Annotated in this window: 15 protein-coding genes and 1 pseudogene; 13 read left to right on the forward strand and 3 right to left on the reverse strand. The window is 68.1% G+C overall.

Annotation, left to right across the window (positions count from 1 at the left end):
* Positions 1 to 185: 185 nt before the first annotated feature.
* The 8 genes and pseudogenes from ftsH to ABLG96_RS05310 all read left to right on the forward strand — a co-directional run bounded on the left by ftsH (position 186) and on the right by ABLG96_RS05310 (position 7,688).
* Positions 186 to 2,582, forward strand: a complete 2,397-nt coding sequence (gene ftsH / locus ABLG96_RS05275; protein ID WP_353650342.1) for an ATP-dependent zinc metalloprotease FtsH — start codon at positions 186 to 188, stop codon at positions 2,580 to 2,582.
* Between the two features lie 2 nt (positions 2,583 to 2,584).
* Positions 2,585 to 3,217 (forward strand): GTP cyclohydrolase I FolE, encoded by a 633-nt coding sequence (gene folE, locus ABLG96_RS05280; protein ID WP_353651388.1) that lies wholly within the window; start codon positions 2,585 to 2,587, stop codon positions 3,215 to 3,217.
* Complete coding sequence (folP, locus tag ABLG96_RS05285; RefSeq protein ID WP_353650343.1) at positions 3,214 to 4,158, forward strand: dihydropteroate synthase; 945 nt, start codon at positions 3,214 to 3,216, stop codon at positions 4,156 to 4,158. Before folE ends, folP begins: the two co-directional genes overlap by 4 nt.
* On the forward strand, positions 4,151 to 4,573 hold the full coding sequence (gene folB / locus ABLG96_RS05290; protein ID WP_353650344.1) for a dihydroneopterin aldolase: 423 nt from the start codon (positions 4,151 to 4,153) through the stop codon (positions 4,571 to 4,573). The genes folP and folB overlap by 8 nt, the downstream gene beginning before the upstream one ends.
* Positions 4,570 to 5,058 (forward strand): 2-amino-4-hydroxy-6-hydroxymethyldihydropteridine diphosphokinase, encoded by a 489-nt coding sequence (folK, locus tag ABLG96_RS05295; protein ID WP_353650345.1) that lies wholly within the window; start codon positions 4,570 to 4,572, stop codon positions 5,056 to 5,058. The genes folB and folK overlap by 4 nt, the downstream gene beginning before the upstream one ends.
* Positions 5,055 to 5,597 carry a DUF3180 domain-containing protein gene (locus tag ABLG96_RS05300; protein ID WP_353650346.1) on the forward strand — a complete coding sequence of 181 codons (543 nt, stop codon included), beginning with the start codon at positions 5,055 to 5,057 and terminating at the stop codon, positions 5,595 to 5,597. The genes folK and ABLG96_RS05300 overlap by 4 nt, the downstream gene beginning before the upstream one ends.
* A 134-nt stretch (positions 5,598 to 5,731) precedes the next feature.
* Positions 5,732 to 6,040, forward strand: a pseudogene (locus ABLG96_RS05305) (DUF6779 domain-containing protein); the annotation flags it as partial.
* 1,189 nt (positions 6,041 to 7,229) lie between these two features.
* Positions 7,230 to 7,688 carry a pentapeptide repeat-containing protein gene (locus ABLG96_RS05310; protein WP_353651389.1) on the forward strand — a complete coding sequence of 153 codons (459 nt, stop codon included), beginning with the start codon at positions 7,230 to 7,232 and terminating at the stop codon, positions 7,686 to 7,688.
* Here ABLG96_RS05310 and ABLG96_RS05315 read toward each other — a convergent pair.
* Positions 7,569 to 7,853 carry a helix-turn-helix transcriptional regulator gene (locus ABLG96_RS05315; protein WP_353650347.1) on the reverse strand — a complete coding sequence of 95 codons (285 nt, stop codon included), beginning with the start codon at positions 7,851 to 7,853 and terminating at the stop codon, positions 7,569 to 7,571. The two genes, ABLG96_RS05310 and ABLG96_RS05315, sit on opposite strands and share 120 nt — an antisense overlap.
* Positions 7,854 to 7,953: 100 nt before the next feature.
* Here ABLG96_RS05315 and ABLG96_RS05320 point away from each other — a divergent pair, with 100 nt between their 5' ends.
* The gene (locus ABLG96_RS05320; protein ID WP_353650348.1) at positions 7,954 to 11,406 is read left to right on the forward strand and encodes a helicase-related protein; all 3,453 of its coding nucleotides are present in this window, start codon (positions 7,954 to 7,956) and stop codon (positions 11,404 to 11,406) included.
* Positions 11,407 to 11,418: 12 nt separating this feature from the next.
* On the opposite strand, the gene ABLG96_RS05325 is transcribed toward ABLG96_RS05320, so the two are convergent.
* The gene (locus ABLG96_RS05325) at positions 11,419 to 13,290 is read right to left on the reverse strand and encodes a DUF222 domain-containing protein (RefSeq protein ID WP_353650349.1); all 1,872 of its coding nucleotides are present in this window, start codon (positions 13,288 to 13,290) and stop codon (positions 11,419 to 11,421) included.
* Between the two features lie 413 nt (positions 13,291 to 13,703).
* Here ABLG96_RS05325 and ABLG96_RS05330 point away from each other — a divergent pair, with 413 nt between their 5' ends.
* From ABLG96_RS05330 to ABLG96_RS05345, 4 genes are all read left to right on the forward strand, one after another.
* On the forward strand, positions 13,704 to 16,487 hold the full coding sequence (locus ABLG96_RS05330) for a DUF1156 domain-containing protein (RefSeq protein WP_353650350.1): 2,784 nt from the start codon (positions 13,704 to 13,706) through the stop codon (positions 16,485 to 16,487).
* An 11-nt stretch (positions 16,488 to 16,498) separates the two neighbouring features.
* A complete protein-coding gene (locus tag ABLG96_RS05335) occupies positions 16,499 to 18,334 on the forward strand; it encodes a DUF262 domain-containing protein (protein WP_353650351.1) in 1,836 nt (611 codons plus the stop codon).
* 1 nt (position 18,335) lies between these two features.
* Positions 18,336 to 21,686 carry a Swt1 family HEPN domain-containing protein gene (locus ABLG96_RS05340; RefSeq protein WP_353650352.1) on the forward strand — a complete coding sequence of 1,117 codons (3,351 nt, stop codon included), beginning with the start codon at positions 18,336 to 18,338 and terminating at the stop codon, positions 21,684 to 21,686.
* Between the two features lie 203 nt (positions 21,687 to 21,889).
* Positions 21,890 to 22,126 carry a hypothetical protein gene (locus tag ABLG96_RS05345; protein ID WP_353650353.1) on the forward strand — a complete coding sequence of 79 codons (237 nt, stop codon included), beginning with the start codon at positions 21,890 to 21,892 and terminating at the stop codon, positions 22,124 to 22,126.
* Between the two features lie 98 nt (positions 22,127 to 22,224).
* Here ABLG96_RS05345 and ABLG96_RS05350 read toward each other — a convergent pair whose 3' ends face one another.
* Positions 22,225 to 23,124 carry a 3-methyladenine DNA glycosylase gene (locus tag ABLG96_RS05350; RefSeq protein WP_353650354.1) on the reverse strand — a complete coding sequence of 300 codons (900 nt, stop codon included), beginning with the start codon at positions 23,122 to 23,124 and terminating at the stop codon, positions 22,225 to 22,227.
* Positions 23,125 to 23,129: the final 5 nt, after the last annotated feature.

Here is a 23,129-nt window from a genome sequence, read left to right on the forward strand (position 1 = left end):
GCTGTGCTCTGCGCGAACTCAGCGAGGACCCGCGGGAACCGTGGGACGATAGTCTGAGTTGATCCACCGACCGCTGGTCAAGAAATCGTTGATCCGACGATCGAAAGATCCAGCGTCGATCCGGGACCTCACTCCCGGGGTTCCGATATCAGGGAGGGTCGAGGCCGCCCGCCGGCCGCTCACCGATGGACCGTAAGAAACTACTCAAGTCGCCACTGCTGTGGATCCTCGTGCTGCTGTTCGTCTACCTGCTGTACAGCTTCCTCTCGGACGAGACACGCGGGTTCAAGCAGGAGAGCACCTCTGTCGCCCTCACCCAGCTGACGAACAAGAACGTCAGCGAGGTGACCGTCGACGACAAGGAACAGCGCCTGCGGCTGACGCTGAAGACGCCTGTCGACGGCGCGACCAAGATCATCGCCCAGTACCCCGCCGGGTCCGTCGACCAGGTCTTCGACGCCGTGAAGGTCTCCGGCGCCGACAAGTACGACACCGAGGTGACCAGCGAGTCCGCGCTGTTCTCGATCCTGCTGTACCTGATCCCGGTTGCGCTCATCCTGGTGTTCTTCCTGTGGATGATGAACAACGCGCAGGGTGGCGGCAACAAGGTGATGTCGTTCGGCAAGTCCAAGGCGAAGTTGTTGACCAAGGACATGCCGGCCACCAAGTTCGCCGACGTCGCCGGCGCGGACGAGGCCGTGGAGGAGCTCGACGAGATCCGGGACTTCCTGCAGAACCCGGGGCGCTACCAGGCCCTGGGCGCCAAGATCCCGAAGGGCGTGCTGCTCTACGGCCCACCCGGAACGGGTAAGACGCTGCTCGCCCGCGCGGTCGCCGGCGAGGCAGGGGTGCCGTTCTACACGATCTCCGGCTCGGACTTCGTCGAGATGTTCGTCGGTGTCGGCGCTTCCCGGGTGCGCGATCTGTTCGAGCAGGCCAAGGCCAACGCGCCGTCGATCGTGTTCATCGACGAGATCGACGCCGTCGGCCGGCACCGCGGCGCCGGCATGGGCGGCGGCCACGACGAACGCGAACAGACGCTCAACCAGCTGCTGGTGGAGATGGACGGCTTCGACACCAAGGGCGGCGTCATCCTGATCGCGGCCACCAACCGGCCCGACATCCTGGACCCCGCGCTGCTGCGGCCCGGTCGCTTCGACCGCCAGGTCCCCGTCTCCGCACCCGACCTGCGCGGCCGCGAGGCCGTGCTGGCGGTGCACTCGCGCGGCAAGCCGTTCGCCGCCGGCGTCGACTTCACCTCACTGGCCAAGCGCACCGTCGGGATGTCCGGCGCCGATCTCGCGAACGTGATCAACGAGGCCGCGCTGCTCACCGCGCGCACCCACGGCACGCAGATCACCAACGAGGCCCTTGAAGAATCCGTCGACCGTGTCGTCGGTGGGCCGGCCCGCAAGGGTCGGGTGATCTCCGAGCACGAACGCAAGATCACCGCCTACCACGAGGGTGGTCACGCGTTGGCGGCGTGGGCGATGCCCGGTCTCGAGCCGGTCTACAAGGTCACGATTCTGCCGCGTGGACGGACCGGTGGCCATGCCCTCGTCGTCCCCGAGGACGACAAGCAGCTGATGACGCGGTCCGAGATGATCAACCGCCTGGTGATGGCCATGGGTGGCCGCGCCGCGGAGGAGCTGGTCTTCGCCGAGCCGACCACGGGCGCGTCCTCGGACATCGCCCAGGCGACAAAGATCGCCCGCGCCATGGTCACCGAGTACGGGATGAGCGCCAAGCTCGGGGCCGTCAAGTACGGGACGGGTGATGACGAGCCATTCCTGGGTCGCACCTACGGGCACGGCCCCGACTACTCCACCGAGGTCGGCTCGGAGATCGACCATGCGGTGCGGGCACTGATCGAGGCTGCGCACACCGAGGCCTACGAGGTGCTCAACACCTACCGCGACATCCTCGACGTGTTGGCCGGCAAGCTGCTCGAGAAGGAGACGCTGGACCGCAAGGACCTCGAGGAAATCTTCCGCGGCGTCGAGAAGCGGCCGCGCATCACCGCCTTCGACGAGTGGGGCGAGCGGCTGCCGAGCGATCGGCCGCCGATCAAGACGCCGCGCGAGCTGGCCATCGAACGCGGTGAGCCGTTGCCCGAACCGCCTGTGCTGCAGAAGGTTCCGGTGGCATCGGCGCCGCAGCAGCAGGGCCAGCCGGGCCAGTACGGTCCGCCGACCGGGCAGCAGCCCTATCGCCCGTACGGTGCTCCGCCGCCCCCGGGGCCCGGCTACCAGCCGCCGCCGAACTGGAACGGTGGCGTCGTCTCGGGCCCGCTGGGTCCGCCGCCGTGGCAGGGCGGGCAGCGAGGTCCGAACAGTGCGCCCGGCCAGCCGTCGTCGGGTCACCAGGGTAGTCTGCACCAGGGCAACGGTCAGCCTCGGCCGCCACAGAACGGCGCTCCGTACCAGAGCAACGGTCAGAACGGTCAGGGTCAGAACGGTCAGGGTCAGAACGGGCAGGGTCAGAACGGTCAGCACGGGTCCGGTCAGCACGGCCAGCCGCAGCCGCAGCCGCCCGCCGATCCCCCGGCCGACCCCTGGGCGGCGCCTGGAGACGAGCGGTGACGGTGTCCGGAGTCCGCGAGAACTCGGACGGGCGAGCGCCCGACTCCCGTCCGGGGACGGCAGAGCGCGTCTTCGACCACGAGCGCGCTGAGGCGGCGGTCCGGGAACTGCTCCTCGCTGTCGGCGAGGACCCGGAACGCGCCGGCCTGCTCGACACCCCCCGCCGGGTTGCGAATGCTTACGCCGAGCAGTTCTCCGGGCTGTACAGCGAGCCGGACGAGGTGCTGCTCACGCAGTTCGAGGAGCGGCACTCGGAGCTCGTGCTGATGCGCGACATCGACATGTACTCCACCTGCGAACACCACCTGGTGCCGTTCTTCGGCAAGGCCCACGTCGGGTACATCCCCGGGCGCAACGGCCGGGTGACGGGCCTGTCGAAATTGGCGCGACTGGTGGACGGGTACGCGAAGCGTCCGCAGGTGCAGGAGCGGCTCACCACCGAGATCGCAGATGCCATGGTGCGCAGGTTGCAGCCGGCCGGAGTGATCGTGGTGGTCGAGGCAGAGCACCTGTGCATGGCCATGCGGGGGATCCGCAAGCCCGGAGCGGTGACCACCACTTCCGCGGTGCGGGGGATCCTGCAATCGCAGGCCAGCACGAGAGCCGAGGCCATGAGCCTCATCACCGGGCGATGACCGACGGCGCATCGTCGCCGGCTCGCCCGTTCGTGGCTTTCGCACCGCGGCCGTGGGTGATGGGAATCCTCAACGTCACCCCCGACTCCTTCTCCGACGGCGGTCAGTTCGCCACCACAGCGAGTGCGCTGGAACACGGCCGACAGCTGGTGACCGAGGGCGCCGACCTGGTCGACGTCGGCGGTGAGTCGACCAGACCCGGCGCCCATCGGGTGCCGGTCGAGCAGGAGCTGGCCAGGGTGCTGCCGGTGATCGCCGAGCTCGCGGGCGAGGGCATCATCTGCTCCGTCGACACGACCCGGTCCACGGTGGCGGAAGCGGCGATCGAAGCCGGTGCGGCGCTGGTGAACGACGTCTCGGGCGGCCTCGCCGATCCGCGGATGGCCGCCGTCGTCGCAGCCGCCGGGGTGCCGTGGGTGCTCATGCACTGGCGTGGCCGCAGTGCGCAGATGGCTGGAATGGCCGACTACCGGAACGTCGTGACCGAGGTTCGGGACGAGTTGCTGCGGCAGGTGGAGCGGGCACTGCAGGCCGGCGTCGACGAGCGCGCGCTGGTGCTGGATCCCGGGTTGGGCTTCGCCAAGTCCGGTGGCCACAACTGGACGCTGTTGACCCACCTGGAGGTGCTCGTCGAGCTCGGACTGCCGGTGCTCGTCGGGACATCCCGCAAGCGCTTCCTGGGGGAACTGTTGGCCGATGCGGATGCGGTACCCCGGCCGCCCGCAGAGCGTGACGTTGCCACCGCCGTCTCCTCGGCCCTCGTGGGCGAGGCCGGAGTCTGGGGGGTACGCGTGCACGCCCCACGACCGACCAGGGACGCGCTCGCCGTCGCTGCTGCCGTTCGGGGACCGGGACTGCTGCGCACGCTGACCCGAGACACCCCGCCGGCACCGTTGGTCGGCGACGGCCCCTACCTGTTCGGGAGAGTGACCCATGGCTGACCGGATCATGTTGACGGGGCTGAAGGTCCGTGGCCATCACGGCGTCTTCGAGCACGAGAAGCGGGACGGCCAGGACTTCGTCGTCGACGTCACCGTGTGGCTGGACCTCGCCCCGGCCGCAGAGACGGACGACCTGACGCGGACGGTGAACTACGCCGAGCTGGCCGAGCTGGCCGGCGCGGTGGTCGCCGGGGAGCCGCGGGATCTCATCGAGACGGTCGCGGCCGAGATCGCGGACGGCGTGCTGGACAGGTTCGGACCGAGCCACGGCCTGCACGCGGTCGAGGTGACCGTGCACAAACCCGGGGCGCCGATCCCGATGGACTTCGCCGATGTCGCGGTGACGGCCCGTCGGTCTGTTCGCGGTGGTCGTGGCTGGGCGACCGGCAGCACAGCAGGGAGCGAGGCCGGATGAGCGACGCGGTGCTGTCGTTGGGGTCGAACATCGGCGACAGTCGGCATTTCCTGGCCGATGCCGTAGAGCAGCTCGGCGTCGAGGTGCGTGCGGTGTCGTCGCTGTACCGGACGCCACCGTGGGGAGGTGTCGACCAGGACGACTTCCTGAACATCGCAGTGCTCTGCACCAGCTCGCAGGACGCTGCTGACGACCCACATTTCTGGTTGCGGCGCTGCCACGAGCTGGAGGAGACCGCCGGACGGACCCGCGAGGTGCGTTGGGGGCCGCGCACCCTCGATGCAGACGTGGTGGTCGTCGGCGAGCTGGAGTTCTCGGACGCGACGCTGACGATCCCGCACCCGCTCGCGCACGAGCGGGCATTCGTCCTGGTGCCGTGGGCGGAGATCGATCCGGCCGCAGAGCTGCCCGGTCACGGACCGATCGAGCAACTGATCGTCGGGCTCGATGTCTCCGACATCGAACGGGTTGGCCAGCTGCGATGAGCGGGGCTCCCGCAGGCTCCGGGCTGGGTCTGACCCGCTGGCGTGACCTGGCGATCGTGGCCGTGATCGCAGCGGTGGCGGTGAAACTGCTGCTGGTGTGGAACTACCAACGCATCCCGGCGCTGCCCGCCGCCGCCGGCGTACCGGCTGCGTTGATCGGTATCGGCGAGCTCGCCTTCGGGATCGGGTTGCGTCGTCGGATCGCCGAGCGGGCAGCCGAGCGGACCGGGGGCACGCTGGATCCGGCGGCCGTTCGACGGCGTCCGCTGGAGCCGCTGATGGTTGCCCGGGTGCTGGCAGTGGCCAAGGCCACAGCGCTGGCCGGAGCCGCCGTGGTCGGGTTGTTCGTCGGCATCCTGGTGCACGTGGTGCCATCTGCGGCGTTGGTGGCCGCAGCAGGTCAGGACCGGACTGCTGCGGTGATCGGTGTGGTGTGCGCACTGGTGCTGACCGGGGGAGGGTTGTTCCTGGAACGCAGCTGCCGGGCGCCGGGGGAACCCGTTGGCGACCCGCACGGCCGGTATTCTCCCGAGACATGACCACGTCAGCGACACCGCGCCGTCGCGGGTCGAGCCCTCTGTCGTTGCGGCTGCTGCTCATCTCCGGATTTCTGTTCGCCGCCGTCGCGGTGGTGATGGTGTTCCTGTATCCGGACGACGACCGCTGGCTGCGGATGGGTGTGCTGCTGGCGGTGTGGGCGGCGCTCATGACGGCCTTCGCGGTGGCCAAGGCGCGGAGCGAGACGAAGGCCGTTGTACAGCGGGAAGCCGAGATCACCCGCACCTACGAGCTGGAGCTGCACCGCGAGGTGACGGCGCGACGTGAGTTCGAGCTGTCGTTGAGCCAGCAGGTGCGCAGCGAGGTCGAGACGCAGCACACCCAGGAGATCAAGGGACTGCGCGAGCAGCTGGATCGGCTGACCGAGACGCTCAGTTCCCTGCTCGGTGGCGACCTGCTGGTGGAGCGGTTGACCCTGTCGGCCGAGTCCACCAGGGTGCGTGGGCTGGGTGACGGTCAGCGCGGCCGGCTCACCGGCGTGCAGCGTGCTGCTCTGCAACGCGCGCAGGACTCAGCGCACGTGGACACAGCACCCGAGGACACAGCGCCCGATGACGAGACGATCGAGGCCGAGCTGGTCGACGACGCGCATGCCCGGGCCGCAACCGAGTCGGCCGGCGTGCCGGCCCGGAGGCCCGAGCCTGCGCGCATCGGTGGCGGGGTTGTCGGTGGCGGGGGTGGCGGTGGCGTGCACCCGGTCGTCCGCAGCGAGGCGCCGGCCGCGGCCTGGGCGAGCCGTCACCGCCATGACGTGCAGCAGGCCGCGGCCGCGGTGGCGGCGGATGCCGATGCGCGGCGGCGGGCTGCTGAGCGGGCACGCGAGCAGGAACAGGCGCACGTGAAGGCGCGGCAGGAGCAGCAGCAGGCCGAGCAGGACAGGGACGCCCGCGCGGCTCGCGAACAGCACGAGCGCGAGGCGGCGGAGAAGACCGCGCGGGAGACTGCTGAGCGGTTGACCCGTGAACGTCAGGAAGCTATCACGACGGCCGAGGCCGAGCGCACGGCCAGAGCGACGGCGGAGGAAGCAGCGCGGGCCGCTGTGGCAGAGGCCGAGAGCGAGCGTCGTGCCAGGGAACCGGCAGAGGAGGCTGCGCAGATGCTGGTGACCCAGCGCGAGGAGCAACTGCGCAAGGTCACGAGCGAACGGGACTCCGAGGCGGCCAGGGCGGCGTCGATCGCCAGGGCCGAGCAGAACGCCCGCGCCGCTGCGGCGGCGCGGCAGACGGAGACCGATCGGCAGGACCGGGGACGTCGGGATGCCGAGGCAGCGGCTCTGCAGCAGCAGCTGGCCCAGGAGCGAGCTGAGCAGGAGCGGGTCGAGCGGGAACGGCGTGAACAGGAGCGGGAGCGTCGCGCGCAGGAGGATGCCCAGCGATTCGGGCGGCAGCGCGGCGAGAGCGAGCGGCAGGCTCCGGTGTTGCGCGGCGCGTTCTCAGTGGTCGCCCGCGGTCCGGAACCGATGCCGTGGCCACCCGGTGCGGCCTTGCCGGTTGCTGCCGAACTGGTCGGTCAGCCGGAACCGGTTGCCCGGCCGGTCGCTGAGCTGAGCGACTCTGCGTCGGACGAGACTGCGCCGGACGAGACTGCGTCGGAGGAGACTGCGCCGGACGAGACTGCGCCGGACGAGACTGCGCCGGACGAGACTGCGCCGGACGAGACTGCGCCGGACGAGACTGCGCCGGACGAGACTGCGCCGGACGAGACTGCGCCGGACGAGACTGCGCCGGACGAGACTGCGCCGGACGAGACTGCGCCGGACGAGACTGCGCCGGACGAGACTGCGCCGGACGAGACTGCTGCCGCGGGTGGACACGAGAACGACGGCACCAGGACGTCGGTGGCCGATCTGCTCGCCTCCCTGGGAGCCAACACTGGAGAGCCGCGGCGGCGACGGCGCGCCGAGGACTGAGCTCGAGCGGGTCTGGCTCGCTCGTGGGAACGGATCGGAGCGGTCAGTGCCGGGCCACGTCGCCGAGCAGTTCGGACACCTCGATGTTGAGTGCATCTGCGAGAGCGAACACCGTGTCGAGTCGCGGGTTGCCCGAGCCCTGGCGGCCATCGGCATCACGTGAGTTGTTGCGAGAGTGTTCGATGTTCTGGACCTGATTGCGGCTGATGCCGGCTCGCTCGGCCAGTTGCTCCTGGGTCAGGCCATGAGCTTCGCGGTACTCACGCACCCGGTTGCCGAGGTGCTCTGCCGCCCGTGCCGCCTGCTCGACGGCGCGGCGGGTGGGCATCGTTCCAGCCTGTCGAGCAGCGTCCGAGGAGTCCGCCCAACAGGTTGGGTATTGTCGCGACATCGCGTGCCGGCGCGAGATCTGCGCTGATCGGGGGAGCATGGAACTCGAGGAGCTGCGCCCGCACCAGGTGCTGCGTTCGGTGTTGGTCGACACCGAGATCGTGGTGCGTGCCGTCGAGCGGATCAGCTCGGATGCCGTCCGCCTGACCTACGCGACGCCGGCGGGGGCGATCGGCGAACTGATCGCCTTCGGCGCCGACGTCCAGGGCTGGGAGGTCGTCGAGCGACCGACCCGCGGCTTCGATGCCAGCGCCGAGGAGTTCCGGCTGGTAGCGGAGGCCTGGCGGATCCGATCGGCGGCCAGCACCCGAGGGATGGGTGCCGTCACCTCCAGTGAGGTCGAGCCGCTTCCGCACCAGATCCGCGCGGTCTACGGCCCGCTCATCGAGGGTGCGCCGTTGCGATTCCTGCTGGCGGACGATCCCGGAGCCGGGAAGACCATCATGGCGGGGCTGTACATCAAGGAGTTGATCCTGCGCGACGACGTCCGCAGGTGCCTGATCGTCGCTCCCGGTGGATTGGTGGAGCAGTGGCAGGACGAGCTGCGGGAGAAGTTCGGCCTCCGGTTCGAGATCCTCTCGGCCACCATGGCCGCCGAAGCATCCGGATCGGTGTTCGAAGAACATCCGCTGGTGATCGCGCGCATGGACCAGCTGGTCCGCAACGAGCGGATCAACGCCGATCTGGACGAGGCTGCGTGGGATCTGGTGGTGGTCGACGAAGCCCACCGGATGGCAGCGCACTACTACGGCGGTGAGGTGACGCGGACCAAACGGTTCGAGCTGGGTGAGCGGCTGGCCGAGCGCACCCGTCACCTGCTGCTGATGACGGCGACCCCACACGCCGGCAAGGAGGAGGACTTCCAGCTGTTCCTCACGCTGCTGGACCCCGATCGATTCGCAGGTGCGTACGTCCCCGGCGTGCACGACCGCAGCACCGACGGTCTGATGCGCCGGATGATCAAGGAAGACCTGCTCACCTTCGAGGGCACTCCGCTGTTTCCCGAACGCATCGCCCAGACCGTGCGGTACGAGCTCACCGACGCGGAGGCGGAGCTCTACGAATCGGTCACCACCTACGTGCGCACCGAGATGAACCGTGCCCAACGTCTCGACGACGGACGTGCCCGCACCGTCGGGTTCGCCCTGACGGTTCTGCAGCGGCGGTTGGCCTCCAGCCCGGAGGCGATCATGCGGTCCCTGGAACGCAGGGTCGGGCGCCTCGAGAGGCTCCGGGCCGATCTGCTGGCGGGAGTCGTCCGGGAACCCATGAGCGCGGGCGAGTTCGGCGCAGCGAGATCTGCCTTCGACGGTGATGCTGATGGCTTCACCGCGGCCGAGGTCGAGGAAGCCGAGGACGCTGTGGTCGACGCCGCGACCGCGGCCCGGACGGCCCAGGAGGTCGAGGCCGAACTCATGGTCCTGCGTGACCTCGCCGCCGAATCCCGCCGGGTGCGCGATGTCGGAACGGATCGCAAGTGGGGGGAGCTGCGGACGATCCTCGATGCCGAGATCCTCGCTCAGCGCACGGCCGGAGGGGCCGACGAGGGTTCCAGCCACGCACGCAAGATCATCGTGTTCACCGAACACCGGGACACCCTGGAGTATCTGCGCCGACGGATCGTCCAACTGCTGGGCGATCCGGTTGCGGTGGAAGTGATCCACGGCGGCGTCAGCAGGCCGGAGCGTCGACGGGTGACGGCCGAGTTCACCCACAACCCCGAGTGCCGGGTGCTGGTCGCCACGGATGCGGCGGGTGAAGGTCTGAACCTGCAGGTGGCGCACCTGATGGTGAACTACGACCTGCCGTGGAACCCGAACCGGTTGGAGCAGCGGTTCGGGCGGATCCACCGGATCGGTCAGCGCGAGGTGTGTCGGCTGTGGAACCTCGTCGCGGTGAACACCCGGGAGGGTGAGGTCTTCGACCGGTTGCTCGAGAAGATCGACGAGCAGCGGATCGCCTACGGCAGCAAAGTTTTCGACGTACTCGGGGCCGCGTTCGCCGAGCGTCCGCTGCGCGAGCTGCTGCTCGACGCGATCCAGTACGGCGATCGGCCCGAGGTCCGCGCCCGGATGCATCAGCAGATCGATGCCTCGGTCGCGGCGGGGCTCGCGGAACTCGTGCGGGAACGGTCGATCGCCGCGCCGCCGATGTCGGCAGAGGAGCTGGAGCGGATGCGGCGCGAGATGGCGGAGGCGAAGGGCCGCAAGCTCGAACCGTTCTACATCGCGCAGGCGTTCCGGGGGATCTTCGGGCGGCTGGGTGGCCGGCTGGTCCGGCGGGAGAGCGGTCGCTTCGAGATCACCCACGTGCCGGCAGCGCTGCGGGCGCAGCCGGGCCGTGCCATCGCCAGTCGCTTTGAGCGGGTGACTTTCGACCAGCAGCAGGTGGCCCCGGCTTCGGGGGCCCGAGCAGAGCTGCTGGCACCTGGGCATCCTCTGCACGACGAGGTGCTCGACACGGCGATCCGATCGTGGGGGTCGGTGCTGGAGCGCGGGACCGTGCTGGTGTCCGAGGCGCTGCAGGAGCCGCGTCTGTTGGTCGGGGTCCGCTTGGAGGTCGTCGACCAGGCAGGTTCGGTGCCGGCGGTGCGGTTCGGCTATCTGTGGGCCGATGCAGACGGTCGGGTGGAGCCGTTGGGGGATGCGCCCTATCTGGATCTCGAGGAGGCGGCGGATTCGGAGCCGGTGCGAGCAGCGCGGTCCGACGGCCGGTGGACAGGCGTGGAACGTGCTGTGGTGGACGCTGTGATCGGTGGTGCTCTCCCGGAGTTCCTGGCCGAGATTCGGAGTCGTCGGCTGCCGCAGCTGCAGCGCACCCGGGAGGCGGTGACTGCTCGTCTGTCGTCGGAGGTCAACCGGCTGACGGCTGCATCGTGGGAAGCAGCGGATCGGGCCTCCCGCGGGCTGGCGGTGCGCGAGACTCCGGAATCGTTGCAGCGCAAAGGGAACGATCTGGATGAGCGACTGCGGCGGCGGAGTGTGCAGATCAGCGCCCAGGAGAAGCTGACAGCGAGGAGCCCGCGGGTGGTGGCGGCTGCCCTGGTGGTTCCCGCCTCGTGGGAAAACGCTGCGCCGCAGCCGAATGCGGTGTCGGTGGCCGACCGCGAGGCGGTGGATCGGCGTGGGGTTGACGCGGTGCTGGCAGCGGAGCGGGCGCTCGGCGCAGTCCCGGAGGAGCAGGCGCACCACAACAAGGGCTACGACGTGCTGTCGTTCCGGAACGGCCGGCCGATCCACATCGAGGTGAAATCGCGGATCGCGGGCAGCACCGACTTCTCGATCTCCCACACCCAGGTGATCCATTCGCTGAACATGGGCGATGACTACCGACTGGCACTGGTGCGGGTGGATCCGCGTGGACCCGATCATGACGAGGTGCACTACCTGGAACGGCCGTTCGCGGGAAGCGACTTCGGCGCGCAGTCCGCCTACGAGAAGCACGTGCTGGACTGGAAGAAGACCTGGGAGCGTGGCGGGCTGCCGTTCTGAGTGCGGCGGGGATCAGAACGGCGGCGGATCGTCGAGCGGGCTCGATGGTCCGGGTGGGCGCGGTGGCGTCATCCCTGGCGCAGACACCAGTTCGGGGTCGTCAGCGATCACGGCGCCGAGCGGGGTAGTCCAAGTCAGGCAGTTTCCGGGTGCACGAACTGCGCGCCAGCCGGTGAAGGTCTTCAGCCGATGGTGGAAACGACAGAGTGCGTCCATGTTCTCGGCCGTTGTCGGGCCGCCCTCGGCGAAGGGCACCCGGTGGTCCAGGTCGCACGCCCGCGCGGGGTGGCGACAGCCGGGGAAGCGGCAGACCCTGTCCCGTAGCAAAAGCTGCTCGGCCAGCTTGGCGGAGGGCCGGTAGACGTCGGCACCGAGGGCGAGGTTGGTCGCCGCCGACGCGCAGCCGGAGGCGCACGCGTCGGAGCCGGCGTCCATGGTCGCTCCCTTCACGGCAATGCGCACCCGGCGGGCGGACCGTGCGAGTGCCGTGACCAGTTCCTCGGGCAGTGCGGGATGGCTGCCGAGCAGTGCGCCCTCGACGCTGGCGGTGTCGGCCAGATCCACTCCGGCGAGCGTCGAGGCATCGACGACGACGGTGACCCCGGAGTCGATCCGCTCCCAGTCCGGCGGCAGGACCGGGGTGTCTTCTGAACGGGTGTCAGCGTTCGGTGCGTCGAGACTGGATGTGCCGACCGTCGTGGAGTCGTTGGTGGGGATGTCGGGTCTGTCAGTCGGCTGTTGCTGGCCGGCGGCCGGGCAGTTGCTGGTCGAGGGGTCGGGGTCGCGCCGCAGATCCACATGCCCGTCTGCGGCGAGGCGAGTGAAGATGTCGGCGAACACGTCGGCGCGACGCTGACCGATGGATCGCTCCGACGGCAGATCCTTGGCGACACAGTCGATCACGGCTCGCGCGAGCACAGCGACCGGTGTGGCGACGTCGGCAGAGAATCTGCTCATTCCGTCATCGCGAGGACTGACGAACACATCTCGGTCCTGTCGTGCGCGTTCCTGTCGCCGCCGGATCGCCTCGGGGTCGAGCGCTGCGGCGCAGCGATCGACGAGTGCGCGGACCCGTGCGGGCGTCTTCGCGCGCACTACGGCCCCGCCGTCGTCCAACAGCTGCTCCTCGACCAGTTCGCGAGCGGCAGGATCGAGATCGCGGGTCCGATCGGCGAGCACCATGACCCGAGATCTGTCGAGCCGTCCCAGGGACCACAGCTGGTGGGCGCGCGGCAGTGCATCGACGACGTCGGTCGACTCGGCCATCCGCGATCGGGCAGTGGACGGCGCCCAGGCGAGCTGTGCGCCGACTTCGGCGGCGGCGATGCGGGCGGCTTGCTCCTGCACAGCGTCGTCCCAGACCGGATCACCGCTGACGGAGACTTCCTGCCAGGTCTCGGCCTCGAAGTCGCTGCTGCGGAGCGCATCAGCGCTGTCAGTACCTAGCGGCCCTCCTGACCTGCCCTGGGTGACAGCGTCCAGCAGATCGCCGACGGGTACGGCAACCCCTGGTCGGGCCAAGGCCGCCATCGCTGCTGCCTGCCGTGCGCCGGCCCAGGCGGCCACCCGATCCAGCTGTCCGATCAGCTGGGCAAGTCCCAGTGCGGTCTCGCGGCGCTGCTCCTCCGAGCCGATCGCAGCCGGTTCGTGGGCCAAGCCTGGGAATGCGCTCGGGGGCGCTGCGGCCGCTGCCAGCAGATCAGGTCCCAGACCCGTTGCAGAATCCGAATCGTGCAGTGGCAGCTCGCTGGTGAGCGAAGCGAGGAGTCCGAGCCAGGTCTCGTCCACGTCGAGCCGCGCCAGATGGGCAGTGCGCTGGGCCAACGACCCCATCCGAGCGAACTCGACGAGGAACGGCCGCCGACCGTCGGCAGCGAATTGCATTGTCGTTCTCAGACGTTCGTCGTAGATCATTTTCACCCCCTTGACGCCATCGTACAGACGTCTGATTTATAGGGCAAGAACTGCGGGTGTAATCAACCATTTGGAGTATTGTCCGGGCGATTCCGGCATGGACCGGATGCCGCTGCGAGAGCGTGCCGAGTTGAGAACTGACCGGCGGAGGAGCGAGCGCGGCGAGTTGAAACCGAGCCCCAAGGATCGGCGGCAGCGGTCGCCAGGCCGCCACGCGTTGGTGGAGCAAGCAAGGCCTGCCGAAACCCGCCCGACTCCCGAGATGCGGCCCCAGCCTCGGTCGGTCGCACGGAGAGACTGCGATCACTGGCGGAGAGCCGTGTGGCATAGTCCAACCGGGTGTGGCCCAATGAGTTGGGCCCCCGAACGAGGGAGTGGCTGCGATGTCGGGGGAGTCAGCGGGGACGTCAGCACCGCGCAGGAAGCTGATCGAGGTCGCGCTCCCGCTCGAGGCGATCAACCGGGAGTCGGCGCGGGAGAAGTCGATCCGGCACGGCCACCCCTCGACCCTGCACCTGTGGTGGGCCCGACGTCCGCTCGCGGCCGCCCGCGCTGTCCTGTTCGCGCAGCTCGTCGACGACCCTTCGTCGAATCCCGAGGAGTTCCCGACCGAGGAAGCCCAGCGCGCCGAACGCGAACGGCTGCACCAGCTGATCGAGAAGCTCGTCGTCTGGGAGAACGTGCGCAACACCGAGCTTTTCGAGCAGGCGCACCAGGAGATCCTCAAGTCCACCAACGGGAACCCGCCGCCGATCCTCGACCCGTTCGCCGGCGGCGGCACCATCCCGCTGGAAGCCCAGCGTCTGGGGCTTGAGGCGCATGCTTCCGACCTCAACCCGGTGGCCGTGCTCATCAACAAGGCCCTGATCGAGATCCCACCGAAGTTCGCCGGGCAGCGCCCGGTGTTCCCCGGCCTGGCCGACTCCCAGCTGAACAACTGGACTGGCGCTGCCGGACTCGCTGCCGATGTGCGTGCCTACGGCGGTTGGATGCGTGAGGAAGCCGAGAGGCGGATCGGGCATCTGTACCCGAAGGCGACCCTGGACGACGGTTCCGAGGCCACGGTGATCGCCTGGATCTGGGCGCGGACTGTCACCTGCCCCAACCCCGGCTGCGCCATCGAGATGCCGCTGGTGCGCTCCTGGTGGCTCGGCAAGAAGAGGGGCAAGGAGGCGTACGTCGTCCCCACGGTGGTCGAGGACCATTCGGTGCCGGCGGGGCGGCGGGTGGAGTTCAGCATCGGGCACGAAGCTGGCGGACCAAGTCTCGAGGCAACCATGTCCGGCCGCCAGGGCGCTGTGTGCTTGGCCTGTGAATCACTGGTGCCGAAGGACCACATCAAGTACGAAGGAATCGCTGGGAGGATGGGGGCTGTCCTCTTGGCTGTGGTTGCTGAGGGAAAGCGTCAGCGCTTGTACTTGGCGCCCTCGGCTGGCCACGTCGAGGCAGCTCGCGTTCCAAGGCCGTTGGACGTTCCTGACCAGAAGCTGGGGTTCGATCCGCGAAACCTGTGGACCCCGCAGTACGGGCTCTCGTCGTGGGCGGATCTCTTCACCCCGCGGCAGCTGACGGCGCTGACCACCTTCTCCGACCTCGTGATGGAGGCGCGGGAGCGGGTGATCGCCGACGGCGGGTCGTCTGCCTACGCCGATGCTGTGGCGACGTACCTGGGCTTCGGAGTATCGAAGTCGACCGACTATCAAAACGCGCTCTGTTCTTGGCGTTCTGATGTGAAAAACGAAGGCATCGGCCACCTCTTCGCACGCCAGGCGATCCCCATGATCTGGGACTTCTGTGAAGCGAACCCGCTTTCTCAGTCGTCCGGAAACATGCTCGACCAGTGGGTCTGGGTTGCAAAGTCCCTCGAGAAGTTGCCAGAGGCAGCTGTGGGTTTCGCGAGACAGGCGGACGCATCGTCGGTCGGGGGCGCAGATATGCTCATCTCCACCGACCCTCCCTACTACGACAACATTGGCTACTCGGACCTGTCCGACTTCTTCTACGTGTGGCTCCGGCGCTCGCTGCGCGATGTGCATCCTGAGCTGCTGAGCACGATGCTCGTGCCGAAAGCCGAGGAGCTGGTGGCGAACCCTTACCGGCACAACGGGAAGGACGGCGCAAAGCAGTTCTTCGAGGACGGCTTCCGGCAGGTGTTCGCTCGTGCTCGTGAGCACGCACTTCCCGATTTCCCGATCACGGTGTACTACGCGTTCAAACAGTCCGAAGCCTCGATAGATGGGACATCGTCGTCCGGTTGGGAAACGTTGCTGGACGGCATGATCCGCTCCGGCTGGTCGATCACGTCCACCTGGCCGATGCGCAGTGAGTTGTCCAACCGGATGATCGCCAGCGGTACGAACGCATTGGCCTCGTCCATCGTGCTGTCGCTGCGACCCCGCGCGGACGACGCTCCGACCACCGACCGGCGTGGGTTCATCGGGGCGCTGATGGCCGAGCTGCCGGACGCGCTGCGCACGCTGCAGCAGGGCGCCATCGCTCCCGTCGATCTTCCGCAGGCAGCGATCGGACCGGGGATGGCGGTGTTTTCGCGGTACGCGAAGGTCGTCGAGGCCGACGGTTCACCGATGAGCGTTCGGTCAGCGCTGCAGCGGATCAACGAGATCCTCGACCAGGTGCTCAGCGAGCAGGAGGGCGACTTCGACGTCGACACCCGGTTCGCGATCGCCTGGTACCGGCAGAACGGCTACGGCACCGGCGCCTACGGCGATGCCGACAACCTGGCCCGCGCACGGAACACCGCCGTCGCCGGGCTCGAGCAGGCCGGCATTCTCACCGGCCGGGCCGGCAAAGTGGCGCTGCTGCGCGCGGACACCTACCCCGCCGACTACGACGTGGTTGCCGATGATCGCACCGGGTCGTGGGAAGCGCTGCACCACATGATCCGGCTGCTGAACACTGGCGGCATACCCGCTGCCGGTGCGTTCCTGGCGCTCGCCGAGCAGCGCCCCGACGGCGCCGTCGACGGCGACCTGGTCAAGGAGCTGGCCTTCCTGCTGTTCTCCATCGCCGAGAAAGCCGGCCGCAGTGCCGATGCACTGGCGTTCAACGGCGTCGCCACCGCCTGGTCGGAGATCCTGGCCGCCTCTCGAGAAACTGCGGCACCAATCTCCCAGGGCGCCTTCGAGTTCGACACCGAGTCCGACTAGTAGGGGGACACATGGGATTCCAGACGTTGTCACACAAGCTGTCCGAGCTGCTGGCCAGAACGATGGACGGTCGGATCCAGCTCCCCGACTTCCAGCGCAGCTACGTGTGGGACGACGAGAGGGTGCGTCAGCTCCTGGTGAGCATCGCCCAGGGCCACCCGCTCGGGGTGCTGCTCCTGTTGGAGACGGGCAACGAGAAGATCCACTTCGAGTCCAAGCCGCTCGAGGGGGTGAAGGTCGGGCCAGAAGTTCAGCCGGACAACCTTGTTCTCGACGGCCAGCAACGGCTCACCTCGCTGACGCAGGCGTTGACCGGTGAGGGAATCGTGCAGATCAGCGGGGCTCGACCCCGTCGCTACTTCATCGACGTGCAGCAGGCCGTCGCTGTGGTGCAGGAGCGCGGCGAAGAGGAGCTAGACCTGTCGGGAGCGATCGAGTCCTTTCCTGCAGACGGCGTGCGCCGGACCAACTTCAACCGGGACATCGTGCTGGACGTCTCGACCACGACACTGCAGCAGGAACACGGCTGGTTCCCGCTCAATCTCGTCTTCACCGACGAAGCGACGAACTGGCTCTTCGACTACCCCGACTCCGCGGCGGCCAAGACCTTCCTCAACGCTGTGCTTTCCCCGATGAAGAGCTACACGATCCCTGCCATCGAGCTCGACAAGCAGACGACCATGGACGCCGTCACCACGGTGTTCGAGAAGGTCAACCAGGGCGGGGTGAAGTTGACGGTCTTCGAACTGTTGACCGCCAAGTTCGCCGGCGATCGCAAGTACCACGCAGCACATGGGCACGCATTCCGACTGCGGGACGACTGGAACAGGCTCAGCGATCGGTTCGCCGAACATCCGGTACTCAAGTCATTCGAGCGGGACGACCTCCTGCAGGTCGTCACATTGCTGGCGAGCCACAGCAGGTCGACCGCGACGACAGCCCGCAAGGAGGACGTGCTCAAGCTCAGCCTCGAGGAGTACCAGCAATGGTCCGAGGTCGCCGCTGATGCGGTGGTGAAGGCCTCCCACTTCTTGGAGGAGCAGAGCATCCACGCAGCCGGTGATGTGCCCTACCCCAAGCAGACTGTCCCATTGGCGGCGGTCATCGCACTGCTCGGAAAGACTGCGCTCACGCATGGTGCTAGGCGACTGCTCCGCCAGTGGTACTGGTGCGGCGTGCTCGGCGAATTGTACGGCGGGGCCATCGGCACGAGGTTCGTCCGGGATGTCGAAGAGGTGCCGACGTGGGTGCGTAACGACGGGGCAGGTGAGCCGCCGGTCACCGTCTCGGGCGCCTATTTCCAAGAGTCCCGACTGTCGACGATGCGCACCAGGAACTCGGCTGCCTACAAGGGAGTGCAGGCACTCCTGATGGCCGGTGGCGCGACCGATTGGCAGGACCATCAACAGATCAGCCGGGCGCACTATCTCGAGCTGGCCATCGACATCCATCACATCTTTCCGCAGAAGTGGTGCGACGACCATGACGTCTTCTGGGGCGATCGTGACTCGATCATCAACAAGACTCCCATCGGCGCGAGTACGAACCGGATGCTGCAAGGTGATGCGCCGTCGGTCTATCTGCCCCGGCTGCGCGCGAAGGCAAGGATCTCCGACGACGAACTCGACGAGGTGATCGCGGCTCACTGCATCGACACGGATGCATTGAGAGCCGACGACTTCGAGGCGTTCTTCGCGGCACGACGGGCGGCGCTGTGCGAGCTGATCGCTGCAGCGATGAGCAAGCCGGTGTCGCGGGACGTCGACGAACAGGGAACTGCCGAAACCTCTGTCGACGCCTCGAGCGAAGAACCCGAGCCTGCCGAAGAAATGACACCGGAGGACTGAGATGGCACTGTCCAATCGCGATCGCATCGGCAAGATGATGGATCTGCTGGCTCCGGAACTCGACGCCTTCCTCACCTCGGTGCTGGCTCCTGAGCTGGGCGGTACGCCGTGGATCACGCTGGTGGCCGTCGTCGACCAGAAGGCCGGGCACGGCACCAAGGAATACAACCAGCTGGATCCGTTGCTCCAGCTGCGCGTCATCACCGACGACCTCACCCATCGGGCGAAGCCCGGCTGGCGACCGTTCAAAGACCATCTCTCGCGTACCCAGCAGAGCTACGCCACCGAGCTGCGCGACACCCGCAACGCCTGGGCCCACAACAAGCCGTTCACCGACGACGACGCCTATCGGTCCCTCGACACCGGCGAACGCTTCCTGATGGCCATCGGCGCAGCGACGGCCGCCACCGAGGTCGCTCAGATGCGCACCAGCCTGCGTCGGGTCACCTCGGAGAAGGACGACCGCAAGGTCCTCAAGGCCGCGGTCGACACTCCGCAATCAGGCGGACTGCAGCCGTGGCGGACGGTCCTGCGACCCCACGACGACGTGGCCAGCGGCAACTTCCAGGCTGCCGAGTTCGCCGCCGACCTGTTCAAAGTCTCGCAAGGACAGGCCGCTGCCGACTACGGCGACGCTGGGCAGTTCTTCACCCGCACCTATCTGACAGACGGTTTGCGCGACCTGATCGGGCGGGCAACCCGCAGACTGGCCGGCGATCTCAACGCCTCGCCGGTGATCAACCTGCAGACCAACTTCGGTGGCGGCAAAACTCACTCGATGCTGTCGCTGTGGCACGTGGCCGCGGGTCGACCGCTGGGCGACTTCCCGCAGGAGGTCCAGGAGCTGTTGGAGGCCAACCACTACGACGCGATCCCCGGGCAGGTCCAGCGGGTCGCGCTGGTCGGCAACCATCTGTCCACCACCGGCAGCATCAAGCCGGATGGTACCCAGGTGAACACCATCTGGGGCGAGCTCGCCTGGCAGCTGGGCGGCCGATCGGCGTTCGACCTGGTCGCCGGCGCGGATGCCGCGCGCACGCCGCCGGGCGAAGCGCTGCACACCCTGCTCGCGCAGTACGCACCCGCTGTCATCCTGATCGACGAGTGGGTCGCCTACGCCCGCAGCCTCGTGGACCGGACCGACCTGCCGGCCGGCACCTTCGACGACCAGTTCACCTTCGCCCAGTCGCTGACCGAGGCAGTGAAGGGCACACCAGGGGTGCTGCTCGCAGTCTCTATCCCCGCCTCCGAGACAGGCGATTCTGGGGAACCGGCGATCGGCAACGAGGAGGAGGTCGGCGGCGGCCACGGACGAGAAGCGCTGCGCCGCTTGCAGAACGTTGTCCGACGGGTGGCCGATCAGTGGCGACCGGCCTCCAGCGTGGAGGCCTACCAGATCGTCCGGCAGCGGCTGTTCGTCACTCCCGACGCGCAGGCCTTGGCCGGGATGAAGGCGACTGCCCAGGCGTTCGTCGAGTTCTACCGCAAGAACTCCACCGACTTCCCGTCCGAGGTGCGCGACAGCGCGTACGAGGACCGGATCCGACAGACGTACCCGATCCACCCCGAACTGTTCGACCGGCTCTACGAGGACTGGTCGACGCTGGAGCGGTTCCAGCGAACCCGCGGTGTGCTGCGGCTGATGAACACCGTCATCCACGCGCTGTGGGTGGGGGAGGACGCCGGGCCGCTGATCATGCCGTCGTCGATCCCGCTCGCGACGTCTGCGGTGAACTCGGAGCTGACCCAGTACCTCTCGGACGGCTGGAAACCGGTGATCGACGCCGACGTCGACGGCCCCGGTTCCGAGCCGGCGAAGATCGATCTGCAGAACACCACCTTCGGCCAGCGCTCCATCACCCGACGGCTGGCCCGGACGGTCTTCTTCGGCACGGCTCCGACCCTCGGTGCGGCAGCCCGGGGCCTGGAGACGCAACGCATCTTCCTCGGCACCGCAGTGCCGGACGATGTCCCGGGAAACTTCCACTCGGCTCTCAACCGGCTTGCCGATCGCGCAACCTACTTCTACTCCGCATCCGGTAAGTACTGGTACGACCTGCAGGTCAACGTCACCCGGCGGGCCAAGGACCAGGCTGAGCGGCTGCACATCGAGGATGTGTGGGCCGAGATCGAGCGACGGCTCGCGGCGCAGGCGAAGTCGCGCGGGGACTTCGTCACCGTGCATGTCTGCCCGGCAGACCCCGCGGACATCCCGGACACCGACTCGGTGAAGCTGGTGGTGGTGCACCCTCAGTGGGCCCACACCAAGGGTGCTGACTCGCCGGCGCTGTCGTTCGCCAAGACCGCGGTCGAGCGGCGCGGCACAGCCAATCGCCAGCACCGCAACATGATCGTGCTGATCGCCGCCGACGCGGCACGACTCGGCGAGGTCGAATCCGCGGTCCGTGACTTCCTCGGCTGGAGCTACATCGTCGAGGGCGCCGCCGACCTGGATCTGACCGACAACCAGAAGCAGCAGGCCGCAGCTCGGCGCGCACAGGCCGACACCACGGCGGCCGATCGACTGGCATTGGCCTATCAGTGGGTGATCGCTCCGACGGCGCAGCCGGGACAGCCCTTCACCCTCGACGTGAGCAAGGTCGATGGTCAGCAGCAGGCGTCGCTCGCCGAGCGGGTCAGCAAGCGGATGCGCAACGACGGCACGTTGGCCACGATGCATGCGGCGCAGAACATCCGGCTGAAGTTGGACGGTCCGCTGGCACCGATGTGGACATCGGGTCACCTCGCGGCCGGCGATCTCTGGAACGCCTATGCCCTCTATCCGTACCTGCCACGGCTGCGCGACGACTCCGTGCTGCTGGAGGGCATCGGCAGCCAGCCGATGTACTGGGAGAACGAGGGGTTCGCCACTGCGGACAGCTTCGACGAAACGACGAGTCGGTACCAGGGCCTCGCCATCCCGCCCGAGCGAGCACAGATCACCCTCAGCACCCTGCTGGTGACCCCCGCGAACGCGGTCGCCCAGCGGGCCATCGATGAGGCTGAGCGTCGCCGGAAAGAAGAGGAGGAGGCGCGCAAGAGGCCGAAGTTTCCCCATGATCCGGGACCGACGGGACCGACCGGCCCGCCGCAACCGCCAAAACCGTCGCGACCGACCCACACCCGCTACTTCGGGGCGGTCACGCTCGATTCGACGCGCTACTTGCTGGAGCTGAATAAGGTCCACGAGGAAGTGCTGAAGCACTTGGCGTCGAACCCCGGTGTGAAACTGACGCTGTCGCTGGAAATCGAAGCAGAGTCCGATGCCGGATTCGACGACGCCAAGCGGCGCGTGGTCAGCGAGAACGCCACGGTGCTGAAGTTCGACATCAATGGTTTCGACGAGAGCTGAGACCGAGTTCATTCATCGAACACCTGATCTCCGCGGCGCAGCGGGGTGACAGGCTCGGGATTCTTCGCTCCGACACCGGGCGGTCGTCCATATGGGAAGCTGGCAGGGGGGAATTCCTGCGCCCGCGCAGCACCATCGAGAGGACAGCAGCAATGGGAGTGTTCCGAAAGCTCACGTCAGTGTCGACGCTCGGACTCGTGGACATGCGATCTGACAAAGAGCGCATCGCCCGATCGACCCGTCACACTGCGAAGGAGGCCGCCAAGCAGACGGACCTCCTCGCTCAGATCGCCGCTCAGGGTCCGGCAGCCGCACCGGCCGCACCGGCTGCGCAGACGCCGCAGCAGCGGCTTGCCAGCCTGGACGATCTGCGGGCGCAGGGTGTCATCACCGACGCCGAGCACGCACAGGCGAGACACGCGATCCTCACGGGCCAGTGAAGCGATGACAACGGGCCCGCCCATCACGAGGCACACTGGCCCGTTGTCGTTGGGAATGCGGCAGGGCTGTCGAGGGCGACGTCGCGGTTCCCTCGATCTCATGTCGCGAGCAACTGCTCCGCCACCGCACGCACCCGATCCCGCAGCGGCGCGCCCTCGGCCGCGAACTCACGTTGTCGTGCCACGTACTCCGCTTTACCCTCCGGGGTCTCGATGGCGATCGGGACGAGGTCGAGGGCGCTCAGGTCGTACGGCGACGCCCGCATGTCGACCTCGCGGATTCGCCTGGCCAAGCGATAGCAGTCCAGGAGCAGCTCACCGGACACCGCGGGCAGCAGCTTGTAGGCCCACTTGTAGAGGTCCATCCCGACGTGCAGACACCCCGGCTGCTCGGTCGCCACCCGCTCGGACAGGCTGAGCTGCAACAGGTTCCGGCCGCGCGCGGCCGGCGTGAAGAAGCGGAACGCGTCGTAGTGCGAGCACTTCACCGGATGTTGCTCGACCACCGCATCGGTTCCGGCGCTGCCCAGCCGCAACGGGATCCCGCCGTGCCGGATGTCGTCCGGATCGGCCCGGTAGACCATCGCCCACTCGTGCAGACCGAAACAGCCGAACTGCGCCGGCCGCTCTCCGGAGGCACGGAGAAGCTGAGCCACGAAACGGATCTGATCGTCGTGCGCCTGCACCATCGCAGCCGCATCGACCGTCGTCACCCTCGCCTCGGTGCGGTGGAACCGCCACTCGGCGCGCTCGCCCGCATCCAGTAGGCCGACCCCGAGTCCCGGATGCCAGCGCCTCAGCTGCGAAGGTCGCAGCGAGTAGTAGGTGTGCAGGAAGTCCTCCACCGGATGCCGCCGCCCGGTCGAGGCGCGCGCGCGATGGCCGGCCGTGAGCTCATCCACCGCTGTGGCATGCTCCGCTTTCCGCCGCTCCCAGTCGGTGCGCTCGAGAACGGCCGTCGGGGCGACCGATCCGGTTCGGACGGCGTGTCCAGTCACAGCCT

The organism is Nakamurella sp. A5-74 (assembly GCF_040438885.1).
In the GTDB taxonomy this organism is placed as follows: Bacteria; Actinomycetota; Actinomycetes; order Mycobacteriales; family Nakamurellaceae; genus Nakamurella.